We start from the raw sequence: 19877 nt of genomic DNA, 5'->3' as shown, positions 1-19877 counted from the left end.
ATGGCAGCAGCTGTTGACAACGGATTCTTGCGGTCGCATGCCACATGGCGACCACCGAGGCGCCACCGACGCGTTGACAGCGATCCCACACCCGTGTTGTTTGACCGCAATGCCAATCGTTGTGGCTAATATCCCGGGCCATTTCCCACCACGACATGGCTACCGACCGCACGTCCTCGCGTGCGAGACGCCGTTCAACACCGGCCGCGCATCGACACCATGCCGCGATGGCCTGTCGCCATGGGAATGACCCAGTCGACGTGGTCAGAACCTCAACCGGCCGCGCGAAGCGCGTCCCGCACGATCACCCCGCCAGCCATGCGCGTGGACCGCTGCCGCCGACGCGGTCACCTTGTCCTGAAGGGCCGGCGTCGCCTTGCCGACGTCATGGGGGTGCGCACAACAGCTCCCTGGTGGGAGGTCATCCGGCCGTTCCTGGAAGCCGGCGGTGCCATGCGGTCACTCGGCTGTGGAGGTCGTCGCGTTCGTCGGGAGGTAGGAACGCGGCTGCGGCCGCAACCGCGGTCATCTGGGCGATCTCCGGCCAGGTGAGCCGGTGCAGCCGGACCAGGTGGTCGAATTCCTGGCTGAGGGTGGTCTGGCTCATGAGCCGGTTATCGGTGTTGACGGTGACGGCGAAACCCAGCCGGTGCAGTCGCGGTGCCGGGTGGTCGGCCATGGACGCGGCCGCCCCGGTGTGCACGTTGGATGATGGCGAGGTTTCCAGGACGATCTGATGGTCGTGGACGAAGCGGGCCACCGGGCCGAGCGCGTCGCCGTCGATGTCGTCAATGACGCGTACGCCGTGGCCCAGCCGTTCCGCGCGGCATTCGACGGCGGCCTGCCGGACGGACTCGACACCGTCGCCCTCGCCGGCGTGGATGGTCAGGCGGACACCGGCGTTGCGGAGCTCGTGGAACCGGTCGCGGAACTGCGCCGCGGGATTTCCAGCTTCGGGCCCGCCGAGGTCGAAGCCCGCCACGCCGGGATCACGCCGTTGGATCATCAGGGTGGCCATGTCGTGGAACGCGCCGCGGTCGCGCATGGCGCAGACGATGATGCGCACGTCGACGTCTCGACCGGTGGCTTTGACGGTCTGGACGCCCTCCCGGGTGCCGGCGAGCACGGCGTCGAGTGCCTGGCCCGCCCTGAGCCCGTGCCGTAGGTGCAGTTCGGGCGCGAATCGGCTCTCGGCGTAGATGACGCCGTCGGCGGCGAGGTCTTCGACGTTCTCCCGCGCCGCCCGTGCGATCGCCTCGGTGCTCTGCAGGACACCGAACGTGTGCTCGAAGGTGGCGAGGTAGGCCGGAAGCGACCCGCTGGTGCTCGCGGCGGCGAACCAGTCGCGCAGGCTGTCGGGATCGTCGGCCGGGAGGTCGCGATATCCGGACCCGGCGGCCAGGTCGACGATCGTCTCCGGGCGCATGCCGCCGTCGAGGTGGTCGTGGAGCAGCACCTTCGGTGCGCTGCGGAGCTCGTCGAAACTGGGTGCGGCGTCTGGACGGGACATCGATTCCTCCGGATCTCGCTGAGGGTCTGGACGCAGTGCTGGTAGAAGCCGGCCAGGTCGACCGGGACCGCCCGTCTGACCGGCCGACCGGAGCTACGCACCACCGTCCGTCCTTGGCTCTGGCCAGAGGTCACGAGCGCGGGTGGGCGCCCGCTGGTTCAGTCGCGGCGACGGACGAGGTGGAAGGAGAAGTCGGTGCCACGGTGATAGTCCTCGGAGTAGAGCAGCGGACGACCGGCGGAGTCATGGTGAGTCTGTGTGAGTAGGAGCCACGCGACGGTGGCGGGTTGGCCGAGGCGTCGGGCCAGCGCGCGGTCCAGGGTCACGGCGCGTACCTGGGCCGACGCGTAGGCGACTGAGTGCCCGTGGTCGCTCAGCAGGGCGAAGAGCGAGCCGGTCCAGTCCACTTCGGACAGTGGTTGCGGTACGAGTGAGCGGGGGAACAGGTCGATGGAGTAGAGCAGGACGTCGTCGCGGTGCTGACGCCGTCGTTCGAGCCGTACCAGTGCCTCGCCCGCGGCGAGGCGGAGCTGACGTCGCTGCTCCTCGTCGGGTTCGATGAGCGCGATGTCCAGAACGGTGTTGTGGACGGTCAGGTCACGGCTGGCGAGCATTTCGGTGACGCCTTCCAGCCGGGTCAGCGGCCGGTCGAGCCCGGGCTGGGCGGTCAGGTATCGGCCGTCGCCCTGCCTGGTCTGCACGACACCGTCCTGCTCCAGCAGCTTCAACGCTTCCCGGACTGTCGTCCGGCCGACGCCGAAGCGGGCGATGAGCTCGTTCTCCGAAGGCAGCTTGTCTCCGGGCTTGAGCATCTCCGCCAGGACGAGGTCGCGGATCTGGTCCCGTAGTTGGACGGCGAGGGTGCGTCGTGGAGTGGTCACCGGCCAAGGATCGCGCACCGGTTCAGCCGCCCCGATGCCCGGCCACCGGGTGTCCGCTGCTCGGCAGAACCCCGGGGCAGACCTGACGAACCCCTCACGACTTCCTCCTGACTGGCCGACCGGACGGCCCTCTTGACCCGCCGGCGCCTGCACCACAGTCTGCGCAACTTGGCTGATGACTGTCAACACTTGTCAGACAAGCTAGGTTACGGCGGGCCGAACCAAGGGACGCGCTCGATATCGGACCGGCACAGGATGCCTGCCACACGTAACGGGGTCGTAAGACCGGACTGCAGCCCGCCACAGCGTCGTGCCGGGACCAACACAGCATCGCCACGACCGGTCAGCGACGCATGCAACGCCTCCGAGCAACCACGGAGCAGCCAGCAGGGCCGCACCAACCCGACTATTCGGACGACGGCGCGCTCGCCGGGCCTCGGCGACGGCGGAATGCCGTGACCTTGACCCGGTTTTGACATGTTGTCGTGCAGAAGCGGCGGCTGCCGTTCTTGGAGACGTCGACGAATACTCGTCCACACTCCGGCGCGTGGCAGGTGCCGAGCCTGTCGGCATCCCCGGCGCTGACAACACGGGCCAGCGCCTCGGCGCAGATCGCGGTGTACATCGCAACGAGCTCCACGTGCACTGGATGGTGATGGAGTCGCCAGCGCCCGTCTTCCTTGGCCAGGTGGGGCTGCGCCGGGGAGCGCGCGAGCAGGGCGTTGAGTCGATCCGCAGCGGCATCGACGTCGCCGCCGTGCAGGTCGTCGAAGATCTCGCGAAGCCGTCCGGCGAGCGCGACGAAGCCGGGCACATCATCCGCTCGCAGTGCGGCCAGCGACGGGCCGTCGAACGCAAGGATCCGCGAAAGCGCCCCCAGCTCGTCGCCGGCCGCGGGTCCGGCTCGGTTGCCGGTGGCCGTCAGCTCGTTGACGAGATCAACGGAGACGAGCACGCCCGCATCGATGTAACTGTCTAATTTCACTTGACCGGTCACCCCTTCGCGCATACGGTGTTACTGGCAATCAAGGCTACATCGGTTACACCTTGCGTCGAAGGGAGGGAACCTGTCGTGACGTACCGGTTGGTCCGCCCGGCGGCATCCGCGTTCGGGGTGGCGCCGCGATGAGCCGGCGGGGCTGGGCACTGTTCGCCCTGATGAGCCTGCTCTGGGGGCTCCCGTACCTGCTGATCAAGGTCGCGGTGGGCTCGATGTCCGTGCCGTTCCTCGTGTCGGCGCGTGGCCTGCTGGGCGCGGCGATGCTGCTGCCCTTCGTCGACTTCGGCCGGCATGGCCCCGTGCTGCGTCGCCGCTGGCGCCCGATCGTCGTCCTGGCGCTGCTGGAGATGGCCGCACCATGGACCCTGCTCGCGCATGCCGAGACTCGGCTCAACAGCTCCACCACCGGCTTGCTGATCGCGACCGCCCCACTGGTCGCAAGCCTGGTCGCCGCGGCCACGCCGGGCGGTGAGCGCCTCCACCGGATCCGGGTGCTCGGCCTGGCAACGGGATTCGCCGGTGTGGCGATCCTCGCCGGCCCGCGACTGCGCGGCGACGTCGTCGCGATTGCCGAGGTGCTCGCGACCGCCGTCTGCTGGGCGGTGGCCCCGCTGCTCGTCACCCGGCGCCTGCAAGATGTGCCGGCCGTCCCACTGACGGCAACCTGCGTTGCGATCGGCGGACTTTCGACGTTGCCGCTGGCGATCACCCGAGCACCGGCCGAACTTCCGTCACCGGCGGCGTTGTCCGCGCTGGCGGGCCTGGCCGGGGTCTGCACCGCGCTTGCGTTCGTGGCGTTCTTCGCGCTCGTCCGCGAGGCGGGACCGTCCCGCACCTTGGTGGTGACGTTCATCAGCCCAGCGGTGTCCGTGGCGGCCGGCACCCTCGTGCTCGGCGAATCGGCAAGCGCGGGCACGATCGCCGCCCTCGGCCTGATCGTCGGCGGCTCCATGCTCGCCACGAGCGCAGACCGCGCCGCGCGACCGGCCGAGCCGCCACACGGATCACAGCAGCCTCGCCAGACTCCGGCCCCCGCGGTCGTCGACTGACCCGCGGTACGAACGCAACCCGACAAGGAGCCGAGCCCATGAGCCTGACGCAGTACTACGTCGCGACCACCCTCGACGGCTTCATCGCCGATCGCGACCACTCGTTGCAGTGGCTGTTCACCGCCCGAAGCAACGACGGCGGCCCACCCGGCTACCACACGTTCATCTCGTCGGTCGGCGCGATCGCGATGGGGTCGAACACCTACGAGTGGATCGTCGCGCACGCGAGCTCAGGCGCGGATCCGGCGGGCGCCGCCTGGCCCTACGACCAGCCGTGCTGGGTCTTCACCCACCGCGAACCGCCGCTGCTGCGCTCGTCGGCGCCGATCGTCTTCACCAGCGATGACGTTGCGACCGTACACGCCGAGATGGTTGCGGCCGCCGGGGGCCGAAACGTCTGGGTCATGGGCGGCGGCGACCTGGCCGGCCAGTTCGCCGATGCCGGACTGCTCGACGAACTCCTCGTCAACATTGCACCCACGACGCTCGGACACGGCGCCGCGCTGCTTCCGCGACCGCTCGAGCTGACCCTGCACGACGTCAGCCGAAACGGAGACTTCGCCTGCTTGCGCTACGCAGTGGGGCGGTAGCGAAGGCTCGCGACCTTCGCAGTGCGTCGCGATGAACCCCGATGTGTGAAGGCGGACGGTGCCGGACCGGCAATCAGTAACTTACACTCCTAACTTAGGATGCTAAGATAATCGTGTGAACCACTCGAAGAACCTCGGGCTGGAACTGCACACCCTGGTTTCCCGCCTCGAACGGGCCGGCGACCGGATCCTGCGAACCGAACACGGACTGTCCTACCGACGGTTCATGGTCCTGGTCACGATCGGCGAGCTGGGTGAGTCCACACAGCGAGCGCTGGCCGACAGCCTGGCCGTGACCGAGCCCTCGATGAGCCGGATGGTCGCCGCCCTGGCCGAGACAGGACTGCTCACCGTGGTACCCGACCCCGCCGGCGGCAACCGCCGGCAGATCGCCCTCACCGACGCCGGCCGGGCAATGGTCGAGCGCGCCGGCACCGACCTCGTCCAGCGGCTCACCGAGCTGGTCGAGTCCAGCGGCGTGCCGTTCGACACCTACCTGGCCCACACCCGGCGGCTGAACGCCGCCCTCGACAGCCCCGGCGCCCGGCCCGCGCCGCGACACCCACCACGACCGTGAGGAGCTGACCATGATCGCCACGCCCACCGCGCCCACCGTGCGTACCGTCCACTCCCCCGACGGCACCACGATCAGCTACCACACCATCGGCACCGGCCCGGATATCCTGATCGTCCCCAGCGCGCTCAACGACGCCACGGACTACACCGCGCTGGCCACCGCGCTCGCCGCCCGCTTCACCGTGCACACCATCCAGCGGCGCGCACGCACCGGGAGCGGCCCACAAGGCCCCGACTACAGCATCGCGACCGAATGCGCCGACCTCGCCGCCGTGCGCGCAGCAACCGGCGCCCGATACGTCTTCGGCCACAGCTACGGCGGCCTCGTCGCGCTGGAAACAGCCCGCCGCGACCCTGGCATCGCCAAACTGGCACTGTACGAGCCCGGGGTCAGCGTCCACGGCCTGTTCCCGATGGACTGGACCGCGCAGTACCGCCGGTTCCTCGCGCAAGGGCGCCCGTTCGACGCGTTCGCCACGTTCGCCATCGGCACCGGCCCCGCCGCGGCACGCCGCAACCCCAGATGGCTCATGTCCGCGATCCTGCGCCTGGCGTTCCGCGGCGAACGGCGAGCGAAGGTCTTGCAGTTGCTCGAGGCCAACCTCCACGAGCACAAACAGGTCGGCCGCCTCGACGACAGCTACCCCAACTACCGCGAGGTCTCCGCAGACGTCCTGCTGATGGCCGGCGGCAAGAGCGGACTGCCGCACGTCGCCCCCGCCTTCGACCGGCTCACCGAGGTCCTGCCCTCCTCCCAGGTCCACACGTTCCCAAAGCTGGACCACTTCGGACCGGACCACAAAGGCCCGGCCGAGGTAGCCGGCACCGTGGCCACGTTCATGCTGAGCTGAGCCGGCCGGATCAGTCACAGCACGGTGAAGCCCTGATGCAACGGGCGCCTGACCGTGTTCACACGAGCGGGGCGGCGGCCCCATCGCCGATGTGGGATCCTCCTGCTGGCGAGAAGGGGGTCCCGTGCCGGACGCGATCATCGAACTCGATCTGAGCACTCCGTGGGAGCCGCCGGGGCCGTCGCCCTCGCGGCCGCGGCGTGTGCACCAGCGGTGGTTCGCGCTCGTCGCGGTCGCGCTGCTCACTGCGGGCGTACTGGTGGCGGACGTGCCGAGCCGGGGCTTCGGACCGGTGTTCACCGTCGACGGTCCCGTGCTGAGCCTCAACGCCGCCGAGGGCCGGATCGTCCTCAGCCGGTCGTCCGGGGCGGGACAGCAGATCGAGGCGCTGAGCCTGCGCGACGGCAGGCCGCTGTGGTCGGTGCCGTCCGAAGGAAACCACAACCAGTACCTCGCGATCATGACCGACCGCGTGATCGGGCTGGTCACCGAGCCCGGCATCAGCGACCAGAGCAGCACGTTCACCGTGCTCGACGTAACCACCGGCGAGCAGCTCTGGCAGCGCAAGCAGGTCGGTGGATTCGGGCAGGCCGGTGGGCGGATCATCGTCGAGGACCTGACCGGCGTCGTGGATGGCCCGACCGGCGTCTTCAACGGCGCCGAGGACGGCGCGGTCAATCCCCCGGCGGAGCAGCGCGACCAGCGATTCCTCGCACTCGACGAGCGCACCGGCGCCACGGTCTGGCAGGTCGACGCGCCTAAGGGCTCGCTGATCGCCTTCTCGTGGAGCGCCCCCTTCTCCCTCGCGCGCATGACGGAGCTGAGCCCGACCGGCCTGCTGCAGATCCGCGACCTCGACACCGGCGCCGTCATCGCCGCTCACCAACTGGACTGGTCGGGCACCCTCTCGTCGTACAGGACCGGCACCTCGTTCTCGGACACCGTCGGCGCGGCCGGTGAACAGGTGGTCATCTTCAAGGCCGGCGACCGTGGCGCCGACGTCTACGACCGCGGCAGCGGCCGGCTGCTCTGGCACTGGCAGGGCCGAATGCTGTTCGACGGGCCCTTGGCCTGCGCCCAGGAGTTGTACTGCGTGCAGGATCAGGACGGCATGTACACCGTCGACGCACGCACCGGCCGGACCGTGTGGCGCGTCGCGGGGTACAACACCATCCTGCGCGTCGAGTCGGGCGTCATCGCGTTGACCCGATGGAACCGGACAGACAACCTCAACATCAGCGGCGTCGCAACCGTCGACATGCGCACCGGCCAGGTCCTGCGGAAGCTCGACAACTGGTCCGTCATGCTGGGCCGGCTCACCGACCGGGTCGTCGCCTGGAAGCTGCTGGGCGACCGCTCCGCAGTGCTCGGTGCCGTCAACCCGCGCACCGGTGAGGTAACCGTGTTCGGCAAGGCCAGGGACTGGAACGGGCGGCCCGACTGCGTGCAGTCCGGCGACGATCTCGCCTGCGTGGTGACCGGCCGTCTCTCCGTGTGGAAGCTCCCATGATCATCAAGGATGATCGTCCAGCCTGAGCGGGAAACACGGCCGGGAACAAAGGATCGCACGCCGGGACCGAGCGGTCGAACGGGGCCGGCGGTCGGCTACGAAACCCCGAGCCGACCTCGGCCACCGCCGGACCCGGCGTGCCGGCCCTGCCCGCTCCGACGTCGCCACGCCTGCGACATCGGCGACGAGGTGGCCGTGGCGAGCCGTCCGGTATCCGCGCAAACCTTCCGCCAGCGCCGCCGGCCGGCGCTGCCGTAACGCGAGGCTACGTGCCTACGCGCAGCACCTCGGCCAGCCGCTGGCGGCGGCGGATCGCCGACTCCAGCGGCACCACCGCGGCGACCGACGCGATCAGCGCGAGTGTGACCAGTCCGAGCTGCCACCACGGCCAGGCCGGCGGCGGGTCCTCCGCCTGGCCGGTGAGCAGGCCCAGCTCGAGTGGGCTGAACGTGAGGGCGGCCAGCAGCAGGCCCAGGAGCGGCCCGCCGATCGCGGCCACGGCGGCCGCCGGTGACAGTTCACCCACGGCGATCCAGCGGGCCTCGCGCGGGCGCACGCCCAGGGTGCGCAGGCGGGTCAGCGTCTGCCAGCGGTCCGCAGCGCCGGCCGCCGCGCCGAGGGCGAAGCCCAGCAGCGCGAGGGCCACCAGCACCACGGCCGCGGTCCAGGCCAGTCGCAGCAGTCCCGATGTCAGCGGGGCGGCGCGGCGTTCCCGCAGCGTGTCCGAGCGCAGGACGACGGTTGCGGCGACGTCCACGGCCGACAACGCCCGAGCGGCGCCGGGGCCCTGCACCCATACCGTGTTCGGGGTCGCGGGCAGTCCGGCCGCAGCGAGGCGGGCGGCGTCGACGATGACGACGGCGTCGGCGTCGCCGACAGCGGGGGCGGTGCCGACGGCGGCGAGGTCGATCGCGGGGGCGTTGTCCCGGGGCAGCTGCAGCCGCATGCCGGGGCGCAGGCTGCCGTCCTGCGACCGTACGAGCGCGGGAACCGGGCCGGCGCCGGCCGCTGTGAGGCGCGCCAGCGCGGGGGCGTCAGGTAGCGGCGTGGTGGCCAGCAGACGCTGGAACGCGGTGGCGTCCACCACGACGAGGCGCGGCGCGACGATCGTCGAGTCGGCGATGAGCCGTGCCCGGTCGGTCACCTGGGCGGTGACGACCTGCTGGACACCCGGCGCGGCGGCGGCGCGCTCGGCGAGCATCCGCGTGGAAGCCTCGGCGGAGGCGGCGACGTCGAGCCGCGCGTCCGCGCCGACGGTTCGCCATGCGCCGTCGGCGAGGCCCTGCCCGGCGGTGGCGGCCAGGACGAGCGCGAACGAGGCCAGCGCGGTGGCGGTCACGAGCGCCAGCAGGGGCAGCGCGCGGCTCGACGTCTCGGCCGCTCGGGCCGCGCCGAAGACCGCCAGGGGCCGGTCGGTGCGCAGCGCCCGCCGCAGTGCGAGCCGGGCACCGGCGGGAAACAGCCGGAGCAGGACGAGTGCGGCGGCCAGCGCGCCGAGGGCGGGGGCGCTGACCGGCAGGGCCGAGCCGGCGGGGGTGAGGCCCCGTTGGTGCAGCGCTGTGAACGCGGCGGCCGCGGCGATCGCGACCGCCGCCTCGACGGCGGCGCGCCGCAGCCGGCTCGTGTCGCGGGCCCGGAGGCGGGCCACCCGGTTGGCGGGTTGGCGCCGGTTGCGGGTGGCCCGGGCCGCGGTGAGGACGCCGAGCGCCGGGCCGGCGGTGGCCGCGGCGACGACGACGGGTACGGCCCACGTCCAGGAGACGCCGGGGGCGAGCGCGCGGGCCAGGGCGAGACCGGCGGCCGCGGCGAGCAGCGTCGTGCCGGCCGCTTCGAGGAACAGTTCCGCGCCGAGCGTGGGCAGGCCGGCGCCACGCCGGCGGGCGGCGGTCAGTACCGGGGCACGGCGGCGGATCAGCAGGTCGGCGGCGAGGAACAGCACGAGGGCGGCGCCGAGCAGGATGCCGGCCAGGAGTACCGATGCCTGGGTCTGCGCGGCGTCGATCTGGGTCAGCGCGTTGTGCAGCACGGCATCGAGCTGCGACTCCCACCGCAGCGAGCCGTCAGCGGAGCCGGACGATCCGGAGGTGGCCTTGAGCTCGACGACGGTGCGGGCGAGGCCGGGGGCCGCGGCCCGGGTGAGCGCATCGGGCTGCGGCGCGAACCGGACCGTGCGCTGCAGCTGCTCGGCGTCGAAGGCGAGGCGGGCGTCGGGCAGCGACTCCCGCGACAGCAGGCCGGCCGTGCGGGTCGTTCCGGTGCCGTCGGCGCCGGGCACGGGGTGCAGCAGGGCCGGAGTGAGGCGCCATGCAGGGTCGGCGGCGTCGGCGGGCCGGAAGACGCCGCTGACCCGGACGTCCTTGACGTTCTGCTGTACGTCCTTGAGCTGCATGTGGTCGCCCGGGCGCAGGCCGAGCGCGGCGGCGTCCGCCTCGGACAGGCCGACCTGGACGGGCCAGGGCGGTGCGTTGAACCGGATCTCGACGGATCGGGCCGGGTCCTCGGGCGTGGAGCGGGGCGGGCCGCCCGCGATCCACACGACGTCCGGTCCGCCGCTGTCGCCGGCCAGGTAGGCGAGCTGGAAGGTACGCAGGACGCTGCCGTCGGTCACGCTGAGGACCTGGCTGGTGACGACGGCTACCGGCGGGCGCAGCACCGAGCCGAGATCGGGGCCGAGCGCGTCGGAGGCCCGGCGGCGCAGGGCGTCGACGTCGTCGGCGATCCGCGGCATGCGGATCCGCCCGCCCGTCGGTCCGTCGTCGCGTTCCCAGTCGGCGCGGACCAGCACGTCGGCGTCGACGCCGGCGCGGCGCACCGCGTCGTGCACGGCGGCGTCGGCGGTCGCGCCCAGCCAGGGCGGCACCGCGCCGGCGAGCACCGTGACGGCGGCGACGATGGCGGCGGCGAGCAGCAGCGGCCCGGCGTCGGCGCGGGCGCGGCCCCGGATGCTGGGCCAGTGCAGCGCGGGCACCAGGCGGCGGATGGCCGGGCGGTGTGCGGTACCACTCATGAGGCCACCCGCAGGTGCGCGGCGTCGGCGCGGCGGATCTGGACCGTGACCACGGCGGCGACGGCGAGCGCGCAGGCGGCCAGCAGGGCGGCGAGGAGCAGGGCCTCGGCGCCCCACGGCCACTGCGGCCGGGCGGCCGGGATGGGCGCGGCGCCGGTGTCGGAGCGCACAAGCAGCGGCGCCGCGAGGACCGTGGCGAGCGCGCCGACGGTCGCGCCGGCGGTGAGCAGCGGCAGGAGAGTGCCCGCGTGCTGGCCGAGCAGGACACGGCGGATGTCGCGACGGGACAGGCCCAGGCCGCGCAGGCGGGCCACCTCGAGCGCACGCACCTGCAGGTCGCAGGTGGCGTGCAGGATGACGCCGGCGAGCAGGAGCAGCGCGGCGGCCGGGATGAGCAGGCGCAGGGCGGCCGGCAGCGCGGCTCGCAGCGGTCCGCCGGTGAGGCGGTCGGTCTCGGCGGCGCGGGTGGTGACGGGGCCGAGGTGCAGGGCGGTGGCCCGCTCGGCGGCGTCGGCCCGCGCGGGGCGCCCGACCCACCAGGCGTCGATCGGGTAGGTCAGGTCGCCGGCGACGGCGAGTGCCCGGGACAGGGTGTCGAGGTCGGCGAGGAGGGCGGCGGCGCCGGGTGCGCCGGGGATGGAGGGCAGCACCGTCGCGACGGCGACCGGGACCGGCGTGGTGCCGACCGTGACGCTGAGCTGGGAGCCGACGTGGGCACCGGTCTGGCCGGCGAATTCGGCAGAGACCGCGACGGGCACGCGCCCGGGGTCGGGGAAGGCGGACGCGACGAGGGTGCGCGCGGCGTCCGGTGGGCCGTCGAGCTGGACCGTGGCCGTCATTTCCACGTTGGTACCGCGGGAAGAGCCGGACACCGCGGCGCTCGGGTCGATGATCATCCCCGGCACCGGCGGTGCGGAGGTGGCGCTCCACGGCGACCCAGGGACCGGCTCGGCGCCGGATGGTGGCACGGTGAGCGTGACGGCGATGGGCACGCGGCCGACCGCCTCCTCCTCGCCGGCGGCGGCCACCGGCAGCGACACCGCGACGATGCGCAGCCCGTCCGCGGGCGCGCACCCCGGCAGCGGCACCTCCCGGCCGTCGAGGCGCAGCGGCGCTGCGGTGCAGGTGGTGCGCAGGCCCGTGGCGTCCTGGACCAGCAGCCGGGGTGTGACGGTGAGCGGGGTCGCGCCGCCGGCGATCCCCGACAGCAGCAGCGTCGCCCCGGCCCGCACAGCGATGCCGGCGGCGGGGCCCGGCGGGGCCAGGGCGGCGCCGACGTCGCTCCAGGTGCGCTCGCCGTCGAGCCGGCCGCGCAGCACCGGGCCCGCATGGGCGGTGTCGACGGCGATCAGCCGCGGCGTGGCGCCGGCGCTGCCGAGCCACTGCCCGACCGCGATGCCGCGGTTGACGGCGGGGCTGAGCGTGCCGCCGGTGGCGTCGGCGACGGTCGCGCCCTGCCCGGCGACCGGCGGGCGGGCCAGGGCGAGCACCAGGTCGGTGCCGACGGCCAGGTCGGCCTGGTCGGCCTGGGAACGGTGCCAGGTGGCGTCGAAGGCGGTACCGAAGGTGCCCGCGGCGGCGGCCAGCGCGACGAGCAGTCCCGCCGCGATCGCGTGCGGGCGGCGGGCGGCCTCGGCCGCGGCCAGGGGCACGACCAGTCCCCGGGCCCGCCGGGCCAGGCGGTCGAGGCCGCGCAGGGCCGGCACCGCCAGCCGCAGGGCCAGGGCGGCTCCCGCGGTGAGCAGCAGGGCCGGCGCGAGCACCCGGACCGCGTCGGTGCGGGCGGTGGCGCCGGCCGGCTGGGTGGACAGCTGCCACCACCCGGCGGCGGCGAACGCCACGAGCAGCAGGTCGGCCCCGGAGCGGGCCAGCAGGTCGCGACGGTGGTGGCGGTCGGCGGCCGGCGCCGGCCGCGGCGCGAGCAGGACGAGCAGCGCCGCGAGGGCCAGCGCGCCGGCGGCGACGGCGAGCACCTGCACGCCGGTCACGGCCGGGCCGGTGGCGAGCCCGGCGCCGCGCAGCGGCGGCAGATGGGTCAGACCGGCGTGCGCGGCGGACGAGCCGGGGATCGCCAGCGCCGCGGCGAAAAGGGCCAGCGCCGTGGCCTCGACGACCGCGGCGGCGGCCAGCTGCCCCGGGCCGAGGCCCAGCGCGGAGAGCAGGGCCGTTTCGTGGGCGCGGACCGCGGCGGTCAGCCGACCGGCGAGCGCGAGCGCGACCGCGGCGAGGACCGCGCCGAGCAGGGCGACGGCGAGCACGACCGCGCCGGTGACGCGCCGCTGCTCGTCCGCGGCGCGCAGGGTTAAGGGCAGGTCGGAGGAGACGCGCTCGAAGTGCACCCGGTCGCCGAGCGCCGCGCTGAGCCGCCGGTCAGCGTCGCCGACAGCCCCGGCCACGGCGTCCAGATCGCGGCGGGACGGGTTGGACAGGTCGGGATGGGCGCGGATCTCCATCCGGTCGAGGGTGGCGCCGCTTTGCAGCAGGGCGTCGAGGCCGACCAGGAACGGGCCGTAGGCGTTGACGGGCTGGCCGTAGCGGCCGTCGCGGTACCCGGCCATGAAGCCGGCCGCGGCGAGCGGGTCACGGTCCCAGCCGATGCCGGGCAGCGGCCGGGCCACACCGACCACCGTGAGGTCCAGCGGCGGGGCGGGGGCGTGGGCCAGCTCCGCGCCGAGGCGGATGCGGCTGCCGGCGGTGAGGCCGAGCATCCGGGCGGTCGGCTCCAGCAGGACCGCCTCCAGGGGACCGCCCGCGCCGCTCGGCCAGCGCCCCTCGATGAGCTGCGCCTGCTCCGGCAGGGCGTCCATCGCCTCCAGGTACGCCTGGGGCGCCACCGTGGTACCGGCGGCAAGCTCTGCCGGCAAGGCCCGCAGAATGCTCGACGCGCGCGTGGACGTGGTTGCGCGGAACGGCGCGACCGCGGCCGTCACCACGTCGCGGGTCTCGGCGGTGACGGCGGCCGCGTCGGGGCCCTCGATGGTGCCGGTGTACGCGGTGACGTCGACGGCGTCGGGCGCGGCTCGCGCGGCGGCGATCTCGAACGCCCGCTCGGCGGTGCGGGTCGTCAGCAGCGCACAGGTGCCCAGCACCACCGCACCGACCGTGACGACCCCGAGCAGGGCCGCCAGCAGCGCCCACTGTGCGCGGGCGCGGCGGGCGAGCAACGCCAGCATCAGCCCAGCTGCCCGTCGTGGATGCTGATCACCCGGTCGGCCAACGCCATCATCACCGCGTCGTGGGTGGACACGAGGGCCGTGACGCCCTCCGACTCCACCACGCCGCGCAGCAGCGCCATCACCGACAGCCCGGTCTCGGCGTCGAGCTGGCCGGTGGGCTCGTCGGCGATGAGCAGCCGCGGCGACGCGGCCAGGGCCCGGGCGATCGCCACCCGTTGCTGCTGCCCGCCGGAGAGCTCGGCCGGGCGCTGGTCTGCGTGGTCGGCCAGGCCGACCAGTTCCAGCAGCAACGCGACGCGGCGCTCCCGCTCCGCCCTCGCCACCCGGGCCAGCCGCAGCGGGGCGCCGACGTTCTCGGCCGCCGACAGGACCGGGATCAGCCCGAACGTCTGGAAGACGTAGGACACCTTGTCGCGGCGCAGCCCGGACAGGCCGTCCTCGTCCAGCGCGGTGACGTCGACGCCGTCGATGTGCACACTGCCCTCGTCCGGGCGGTCCAGGCCGCCGATGACGTTGAGCAGGGTGGTCTTGCCGGAGCCGGACCGCCCGACGAGCGCGACCATCGTGCCCGCTTCGACGTCCAGCGACACGCCCTTGAGGGCGTGCACGGCGAGCGGTCCGCGGCCGAAGCGCCGGTGCACGCCCCGCACCCGCAGCAGCGGCGTGCTCATCCGTCGCGCTCCGTGTCGGGGCGGATCGTCACGTGGTCCGGCTCGAGCGCCAGCCGCACCCGACGGGTCAACGCCAGCGCCTCCCGGAAGTCGCGCGGGATCTGCACCCGCCCGGCGCGGTCCATCACGGCGTATTCCTCGGCGATCACGTGCGTGTCGCCGTCCGCGCCGGTCGCCGTGCGGCGCAGCACCTCGCTGCTGGTGCGCCCGTCCCGGATCGCCACGGTCCGCTCGACCCGGCCGCTCACGGTGGGGTCGTGGGTCACGACGAGCACCGTGACGCCGTAGCGTCGGTTGACGTCCCGCAGCACGCCGAAGACCTCCGCCGACGTGTCGGTGTCGAGCTCACCGGTCGGCTCGTCGGCCAGCAGCACCCGCGGCCGGTTGGCCAGCGCCACGGCAATCGCGACCCGCATCTGCTGCCCACCGGAGAGCTGGCCGGGCCGGCGATCCGCGAGCCGCTCGATGCCCAGCGCGTCCAGCAGTTCGGCGGTGCGCTCCCGGCGTTGCCTGACCGGCGTGCGGGTGGCGGTCATCGGCAGGTCGATCATCTGCCGCGCGGTGAGGTACGGCACGAGGTTGCTCGCCGTCTGCTGCCGGACGAAGCCGACCGTGCGGCGCCGGAACTCCACCCGCTCGGACCGCGACATCGCCAGCAGATCCCACCGGTCCACCCGCGCCCGCCCGGCCGTGGGCGCGTCGATGCCGGCCAGAATGGACAGCAGCGTCGACTTGCCGGACCCGGACGCGCCCACGACGGCGATCATCTCGCCGGTGTTCACGGTCAGATCGAGGCCCTGCAGCGCCTGGACCTCGACGGAGCCGGACTGGTAGATCCGCACGAGGCTCTCACAGACGATGAGCGCGTCCCGCCCGAACTCCGGCGCACGCCGGGGCGGCGGCGGTAGTGACAGCGAGGTTGCGGACATCGCTGGCGAGCATCTCACAACGATCGCGGCGCGCGGTACGCGGATTCACTACGCGGGAGCGGGCCGACGCTGGGCTGCATGCGCCACGCAGGCCGGCCGGAGGGACGGCCTGCGTGGCGCGGGCCTCGATCAGGGGCTGGCGCAGGTGAGGTTGCCGGGGGGCGTGGAGCTGCTGCCGGTCGCGACGAACCCGAAGATGGTCGTGGCGTTCGCCGCGAGGCTGCCGTTGTAGTCGGCGTTCCTGACCGTGACGTTGCCGGTGGTCCCGGTGTTGACGCCGTTCCAGAGACTGCTGATCGCTTGGCCGCCGGCGAGCGTCAGGCGCACGGTCCAGCCGTTGAGCGTGGTGGAGCCGTTGTTGGCGACGACCACCTCGCCCTGGAAGCCGCCGGGCCAGCTGTTGACGGGCCGGTAGGTGGCGGTGCAGGTGCCGGGCTGGCCACTGGCGGGCGGCGAGCTCGGCGGCGCGCTGCTCGGCGGGGTCGATGAAGGAGGAGCCGAGCTCGGCGGGGTCGACGAAGGAGGAGCCGAGCTCGGTGGCGTCGTGTTCTCGAACTGCCCGAAGAACTTCCAGATCTCGCCGGACGTCCACGTCCGGGCGTCGTTGGGGCTGGCCGAGCCGTCAACCGGGCTGGGGGTGTGGTCACCGTCGAACGCGGCCCACTGGACCGGATAGCCCGGCCGGCACCCGGAGTACGTCGTGGTGATGTGGGTCAGGCTGCCTTGCGCCGGCTCGCGCGGGTTCTGTTGCGTACAGCCGTTGTTGCGCACGAACGTGTCGCGCAGCGACCGCCCGTTGCTGATGTTGAGGACGCTGTCGTGGATGCCGTGGATGCCGAAGTAGGCGACGGGCTGGGTGCCGCCGTTGCATCCGCTGAGGTTGGCGCCGGACAGCACGGCGACGGCACGGAACACTGTCGGACGGGCGCAGGCGATGGCGTAGCTCATCGCGCCGCCGTAGCTCCAGCCGAGGGCGAAGACCTGCGTCGTGTCGACGCAGAGGCCGCCCTCGATCAGTCTGGTCAGATCGTCGACGAGGGTCAGGTCCTGGCCGTTGGTGTTGGCCCAGCCGTTGTTGATGCCCTGCGGTGCCACGAAGATCGTGCTGTTGTTGGACAGCGGCTGCAGCCCGTAGTACCCGGCCGAGGCGACCGCGCCGGCGGAGCCGTTCAGCCAGTGCAGCCCGAAGACCAGCCGGTACGGGTGGCTGTTGTTGTAGTTGTCCGGGACTCTCAGGATGTAGGTGCGGCTCTGGCCGCTGCTCTGAATCGAGTGCGTACCGCTGGTCAGCGTCGGGGCCGTGCCGCATCCGGCGGTCGCCGCCAGGACGCCGTTGGTGGCGGCGGCCGCGGTTGCGCCACCGCCGCCGGTCAGGGCCGGGCCGGCGGCGACTGCGACGAGAACCGCCGCGACCGCGAAGGCCGGCAAGAAGAATCTGCGCTTCGGCATCGAGACCTTCCTTTCCTTGGGTCGACGTTCGGCGTTCATCCCCCGCCGACAAAAGGCGGGCGTGTCCGGTACGTTGCCGGCACCGGACACGCCCGAGCGATCAGCGGATGGGATTGGGTCTAGCGCTGCAGCGTCAGCACGGCCGGCCGCCACGGCAGCAGGTTGTAGTCGCCCCCGGCGCTGGGGTTCTTGCCCTGGTAGAGGAACTGGAGGTTGCACGGATCGATGGTCTTGGTCTGGTCGGGGTTGTTGCGGACCAGGTCACCGTGGCTGATGTCGTTGGTCCAGCTCGCGCCGCTGTTGGCCTTGCCGGCGAAGGGGTTGCTCTCGCTGGCGGCCTGCGGGGTCCAGGAACCGCTCAGGCTGGTGGCCGTGAACGAACGGAAGTAGCGCCCCTGGCTCCCGATCGCCTCGACGATCATGAGGTACTGGTTCTGGCCCTGGACCTTGTAGACCTCGACCGCCTCGAACAGGTTGTACTGCGAGTCGCTCATGACGGTCGTGTAGCTCGAGCCGAAGTTGCCGGGGAAGTTCCCGATCGGCATGCTGGCCCGGTAGATGTTGCCGTTGTCACCGGCGAAGAACAGGTACATGTTCTGGCTGTCGCCGATGAGCGTCTGGTCGATCACGCCGGTGCCCGAGTTGGAGATGCTGCCGGTGAACAGCGCCTGCGGCGAGGACCAGCCGTTGGGATTCGTCGGGTCGCTGGAGGTCTTGTAGTTGAACGCGTTGGGACCCCACTGGTAGGCCAGCACCCAGATGTTCTTGGGGGCGAAGTAGAACAGCGTGGGCGCGACGGTGGCCTGGCTCATCCCCGTCTGGCCGGCCGAGGCCATGTCGGACCAGTTCGTGAAGGTGCTGAAGGCCATCGAGCCGTACGATCCGCCGCTGTTGACGTTCGAGCCGTAGACCAGGTGCTTGCCGTTGTAGACGACGTTGGTGAAGTCCTTGAGCGACACCCACCCGTTGGCCGGATTCGCCAGCGGGCCCGTCGACGACCAGTGGTACGACGACGGCAGCGAGCACGACCCGCCCGGTGAGGACGGCGGCGGCGAGGACGACGGGGGCGAGGTCGGCCCGCCCAGCGAGACGAGCTTGAACTGCTGGTTGGCCCCGCCCCAGCAGTCGTAGAGCTGGACCTGCTGGCCGTTGCCGGTGCCCCAGACGTCCAGGCAGCGCCCGGACTGCACACCGGTGATGGTGCCGTTGGAGTTGACGTTCCACTGCTGGTTGGAGCCGCCGTTGCAGTCCCAGATGATGATGCCGGTGCCGTTGGCGGTGGCGGCGCCGTTGGCGTCGAGGCACTTGTTGCCGTACACCTGCAGCTGCTTGCCCGACGTGTACGTCCACTGCTGGTTCGACCGGCCGTTGCAGTCGTAGAGCTGGACCCGCGTGCCGTTGGTCTGCGTCGCGTTGGGCACGTCGATGCACCGGCCCGACTGCGACCCGACGATCTCGTTGGCCCCGCCCGACGGGTTGCTCGGCGGGGTGGTGGTCGGGTTGCCCGGTGTCGTCGGCGGCGCAGTGGTGGGGTTGGCGGCGTTGAGGGCGTTGAGGACGGAGGTGTAGGCGGCCTTCTTGTTGCCGCTGCCGTCGAAGAGCAGCGGGCTTTCGCTGGAGCGCCAGGAGTCGCTGTCACGCACGCCCCACACGGTGATGCCGACGCAGCGCGACACGTTCATGCAGGCCTGGGTCAGCCCGGAGTACTGCGACGTCGAGGCGTTGGTGACGTCGACCTCGGTCAGCGCCACGTCGACGCCCAGGGCGGCGAAGCTCGACAGCGTGGTCTGGAAGTTGGACGGCAGGGAGCTGCCGCCGGTGAAGTGGGTCTGCAGGCCCACGCAATCGATCGGCACGCCGCGGGACTTGAAGTCCCGGATCATGTTGTACACGCCCTGCGTCTTGGCGTAGGACCAGTTCTCGATGTTGTAGTCGTTGTAGCACAGCTTGACCGAGGGGTCGGCGTTGCGGGCGGTCTTGAACGCAACCTCGATCCAGTCGTTGCCGGTGCCCTGCAGGTTGGACTGGCGGCGGCTGCCGTCCTCGTTGAAGGCCTCGTTCACGACGTCCCAGTAGGCGAGCTTGCCCTTGTAGTGGGCCATCACGCCGTTGATGTGGTCGATCATGGCCTGCCGCAGGGTGGAGCCGGACAGGCTCTGCATCCACCCCGGCTGCTGCCCGTGCCAGGCGAGGGTGTGGCCGCGCACCTTCATGCCGCGCTGGGTGGCCCAGTTGTAGATCTGGTCACCGGCGCTGAAGTTGAACTGACCGCGCTGGGGCTCGGTCGCGTCCGGCTTCATCTCGTTCTCGGCCGTCACCATGTTGAACTCACGCCCGGCGATCGTGGTGTACGTCGAGTCACCGAGCCGGCCCGCGGCGATGGCGGTGCCGAAGTACCGCCCGGACTGCGCGGCCGCGGCACCCAGCGTGCTCGCGGCGGCGTTCGCCGACGGCATCATCACCGCGGCCGTGGCCACCGCCACGACACCGACCACGCCGGCGATCAGCGCTCTGACGGCGAGCGTTCTCTTCCGCCGGGTCCCGCCACGATGGGCGGAGGGGCTAGTAGCCACCTTTGGCCTCCTTTGCCAGCGTCCGAGCCGTCGCTGTGGTACGGCTGGGACGTCCAGGTAGAGTGAATTGTCAGCGCCAATGTTCAATTCGGGCGCCGGGACCCG

Annotated in this window: 14 protein-coding genes; 5 read left to right on the top strand and 9 right to left on the bottom strand. The window is 72.3% G+C overall.

Annotation, left to right across the window (positions count from 1 at the left end; genetic code table 11):
- Positions 1-421 precede the first annotated feature (421 nt).
- The 3 genes from ACQEVU_RS19635 to ACQEVU_RS19625 form a co-directional block, all read right to left on the bottom strand.
- Positions 422-1510, bottom strand: coding sequence for an adenosine deaminase (locus tag ACQEVU_RS19635; RefSeq protein WP_433325503.1), 1089 nt, complete (start codon positions 1508-1510; stop codon positions 422-424).
- Positions 1511-1668: 158 nt separating this feature from the next.
- Positions 1669-2391, bottom strand: coding sequence for a GntR family transcriptional regulator (locus ACQEVU_RS19630; RefSeq protein ID WP_433325501.1), 723 nt, complete (start codon positions 2389-2391; stop codon positions 1669-1671).
- Between the two features lie 406 nt (positions 2392-2797).
- Positions 2798-3400 (bottom strand): CGNR zinc finger domain-containing protein, encoded by a 603-nt coding sequence (locus tag ACQEVU_RS19625; protein WP_433325499.1) that lies wholly within the window; start codon positions 3398-3400, stop codon positions 2798-2800.
- 116 nt (positions 3401-3516) lie between these two features.
- Here ACQEVU_RS19625 and ACQEVU_RS19620 point away from each other — a divergent pair, with 116 nt between their 5' ends.
- From ACQEVU_RS19620 to ACQEVU_RS19600, 5 genes are all read left to right on the top strand, one after another.
- Entirely contained in the window at positions 3517-4440 is a 924-nt protein-coding gene (locus ACQEVU_RS19620) for a DMT family transporter (RefSeq protein WP_433325497.1), read from the top strand.
- Between the two features lie 38 nt (positions 4441-4478).
- Positions 4479-5030 (top strand): dihydrofolate reductase family protein, encoded by a 552-nt coding sequence (locus ACQEVU_RS19615; RefSeq protein WP_433325495.1) that lies wholly within the window; start codon positions 4479-4481, stop codon positions 5028-5030.
- Between the two features lie 115 nt (positions 5031-5145).
- Complete coding sequence (locus ACQEVU_RS19610; protein WP_433325493.1) at positions 5146-5607, top strand: MarR family winged helix-turn-helix transcriptional regulator; 462 nt, start codon at positions 5146-5148, stop codon at positions 5605-5607.
- Positions 5608-5617: 10 nt separating this feature from the next.
- A complete protein-coding gene (locus ACQEVU_RS19605) occupies positions 5618-6457 on the top strand; it encodes an alpha/beta fold hydrolase (protein WP_433325491.1) in 840 nt (279 codons plus the stop codon).
- A gap of 124 nt (positions 6458-6581) precedes the next feature.
- Entirely contained in the window at positions 6582-7967 is a 1386-nt protein-coding gene (locus tag ACQEVU_RS19600; protein ID WP_433325489.1) for a PQQ-binding-like beta-propeller repeat protein, read from the top strand.
- Between the two features lie 265 nt (positions 7968-8232).
- Here ACQEVU_RS19600 and ACQEVU_RS19595 read toward each other — a convergent pair whose 3' ends face one another.
- The 6 genes from ACQEVU_RS19595 to ACQEVU_RS19570 all read right to left on the bottom strand — a co-directional run bounded on the left by ACQEVU_RS19595 (position 8233) and on the right by ACQEVU_RS19570 (position 19772).
- Positions 8233-10974 carry an FtsX-like permease family protein gene (locus ACQEVU_RS19595; protein WP_433325487.1) on the bottom strand — a complete coding sequence of 914 codons (2742 nt, stop codon included), beginning with the start codon at positions 10972-10974 and terminating at the stop codon, positions 8233-8235.
- A complete protein-coding gene (locus ACQEVU_RS19590) occupies positions 10971-14147 on the bottom strand; it encodes a permease (protein WP_433325485.1) in 3177 nt (1058 codons plus the stop codon). Before ACQEVU_RS19590 ends, ACQEVU_RS19595 begins: the two co-directional genes overlap by 4 nt.
- On the bottom strand, positions 14147-14821 hold the full coding sequence (locus ACQEVU_RS19585; protein WP_433325483.1) for an ABC transporter ATP-binding protein: 675 nt from the start codon (positions 14819-14821) through the stop codon (positions 14147-14149). Before ACQEVU_RS19585 ends, ACQEVU_RS19590 begins: the two co-directional genes overlap by 1 nt.
- Positions 14818-15750 (bottom strand): ABC transporter ATP-binding protein, encoded by a 933-nt coding sequence (locus ACQEVU_RS19580; RefSeq protein WP_433325481.1) that lies wholly within the window; start codon positions 15748-15750, stop codon positions 14818-14820. Before ACQEVU_RS19580 ends, ACQEVU_RS19585 begins: the two co-directional genes overlap by 4 nt.
- A 129-nt stretch (positions 15751-15879) precedes the next feature.
- Positions 15880-17199, bottom strand: a complete 1320-nt coding sequence (locus tag ACQEVU_RS19575) for a cellulose binding domain-containing protein (protein ID WP_433325479.1) — start codon at positions 17197-17199, stop codon at positions 15880-15882.
- Between the two features lie 119 nt (positions 17200-17318).
- Positions 17319-19772, bottom strand: a complete 2454-nt coding sequence (locus ACQEVU_RS19570) for a non-reducing end alpha-L-arabinofuranosidase family hydrolase (protein WP_433325477.1) — start codon at positions 19770-19772, stop codon at positions 17319-17321.
- Positions 19773-19877: the final 105 nt, after the last annotated feature.

Source organism: Dactylosporangium sp. CA-139066 (assembly GCF_050936175.1).
Lineage (GTDB): Bacteria > Actinomycetota > Actinomycetes > Mycobacteriales > Micromonosporaceae > Dactylosporangium.
The sequence above is the reverse complement of the archived record's forward strand: the minus strand, read 5'-3'. Positions and strand labels throughout refer to the sequence as shown.

What these genes read in the sequence shown, in the direction of transcription:
- ACQEVU_RS19635 (WP_433325503.1), bottom strand. Translation starts at nt 1,510, where the DNA reads ATGTCCCGTCCAGACGCCGCACCCAGTTTCGACGAGCTCCGCAGCGCA.
- ACQEVU_RS19625 (WP_433325499.1), bottom strand. Translation starts at nt 3,400, where the DNA reads ATGCGCGAAGGGGTGACCGGTCAAGTGAAATTAGACAGTTACATCGAT.
- ACQEVU_RS19620 (WP_433325497.1), top strand. Translation starts at nt 3,517, where the DNA reads ATGAGCCGGCGGGGCTGGGCACTGTTCGCCCTGATGAGCCTGCTCTGG.
- ACQEVU_RS19615 (WP_433325495.1), top strand. Translation starts at nt 4,479, where the DNA reads ATGAGCCTGACGCAGTACTACGTCGCGACCACCCTCGACGGCTTCATC.
- ACQEVU_RS19605 (WP_433325491.1), top strand. Translation starts at nt 5,618, where the DNA reads ATGATCGCCACGCCCACCGCGCCCACCGTGCGTACCGTCCACTCCCCC.
- ACQEVU_RS19595 (WP_433325487.1), bottom strand. Translation starts at nt 10,974, where the DNA reads ATGAGTGGTACCGCACACCGCCCGGCCATCCGCCGCCTGGTGCCCGCG.
- ACQEVU_RS19590 (WP_433325485.1), bottom strand. Translation starts at nt 14,147, where the DNA reads ATGCTGGCGTTGCTCGCCCGCCGCGCCCGCGCACAGTGGGCGCTGCTG.
- ACQEVU_RS19585 (WP_433325483.1), bottom strand. Translation starts at nt 14,821, where the DNA reads ATGAGCACGCCGCTGCTGCGGGTGCGGGGCGTGCACCGGCGCTTCGGC.
- ACQEVU_RS19580 (WP_433325481.1), bottom strand. Translation starts at nt 15,750, where the DNA reads ATGTCCGCAACCTCGCTGTCACTACCGCCGCCGCCCCGGCGTGCGCCG.
- ACQEVU_RS19575 (WP_433325479.1), bottom strand. Translation starts at nt 17,199, where the DNA reads ATGCCGAAGCGCAGATTCTTCTTGCCGGCCTTCGCGGTCGCGGCGGTT.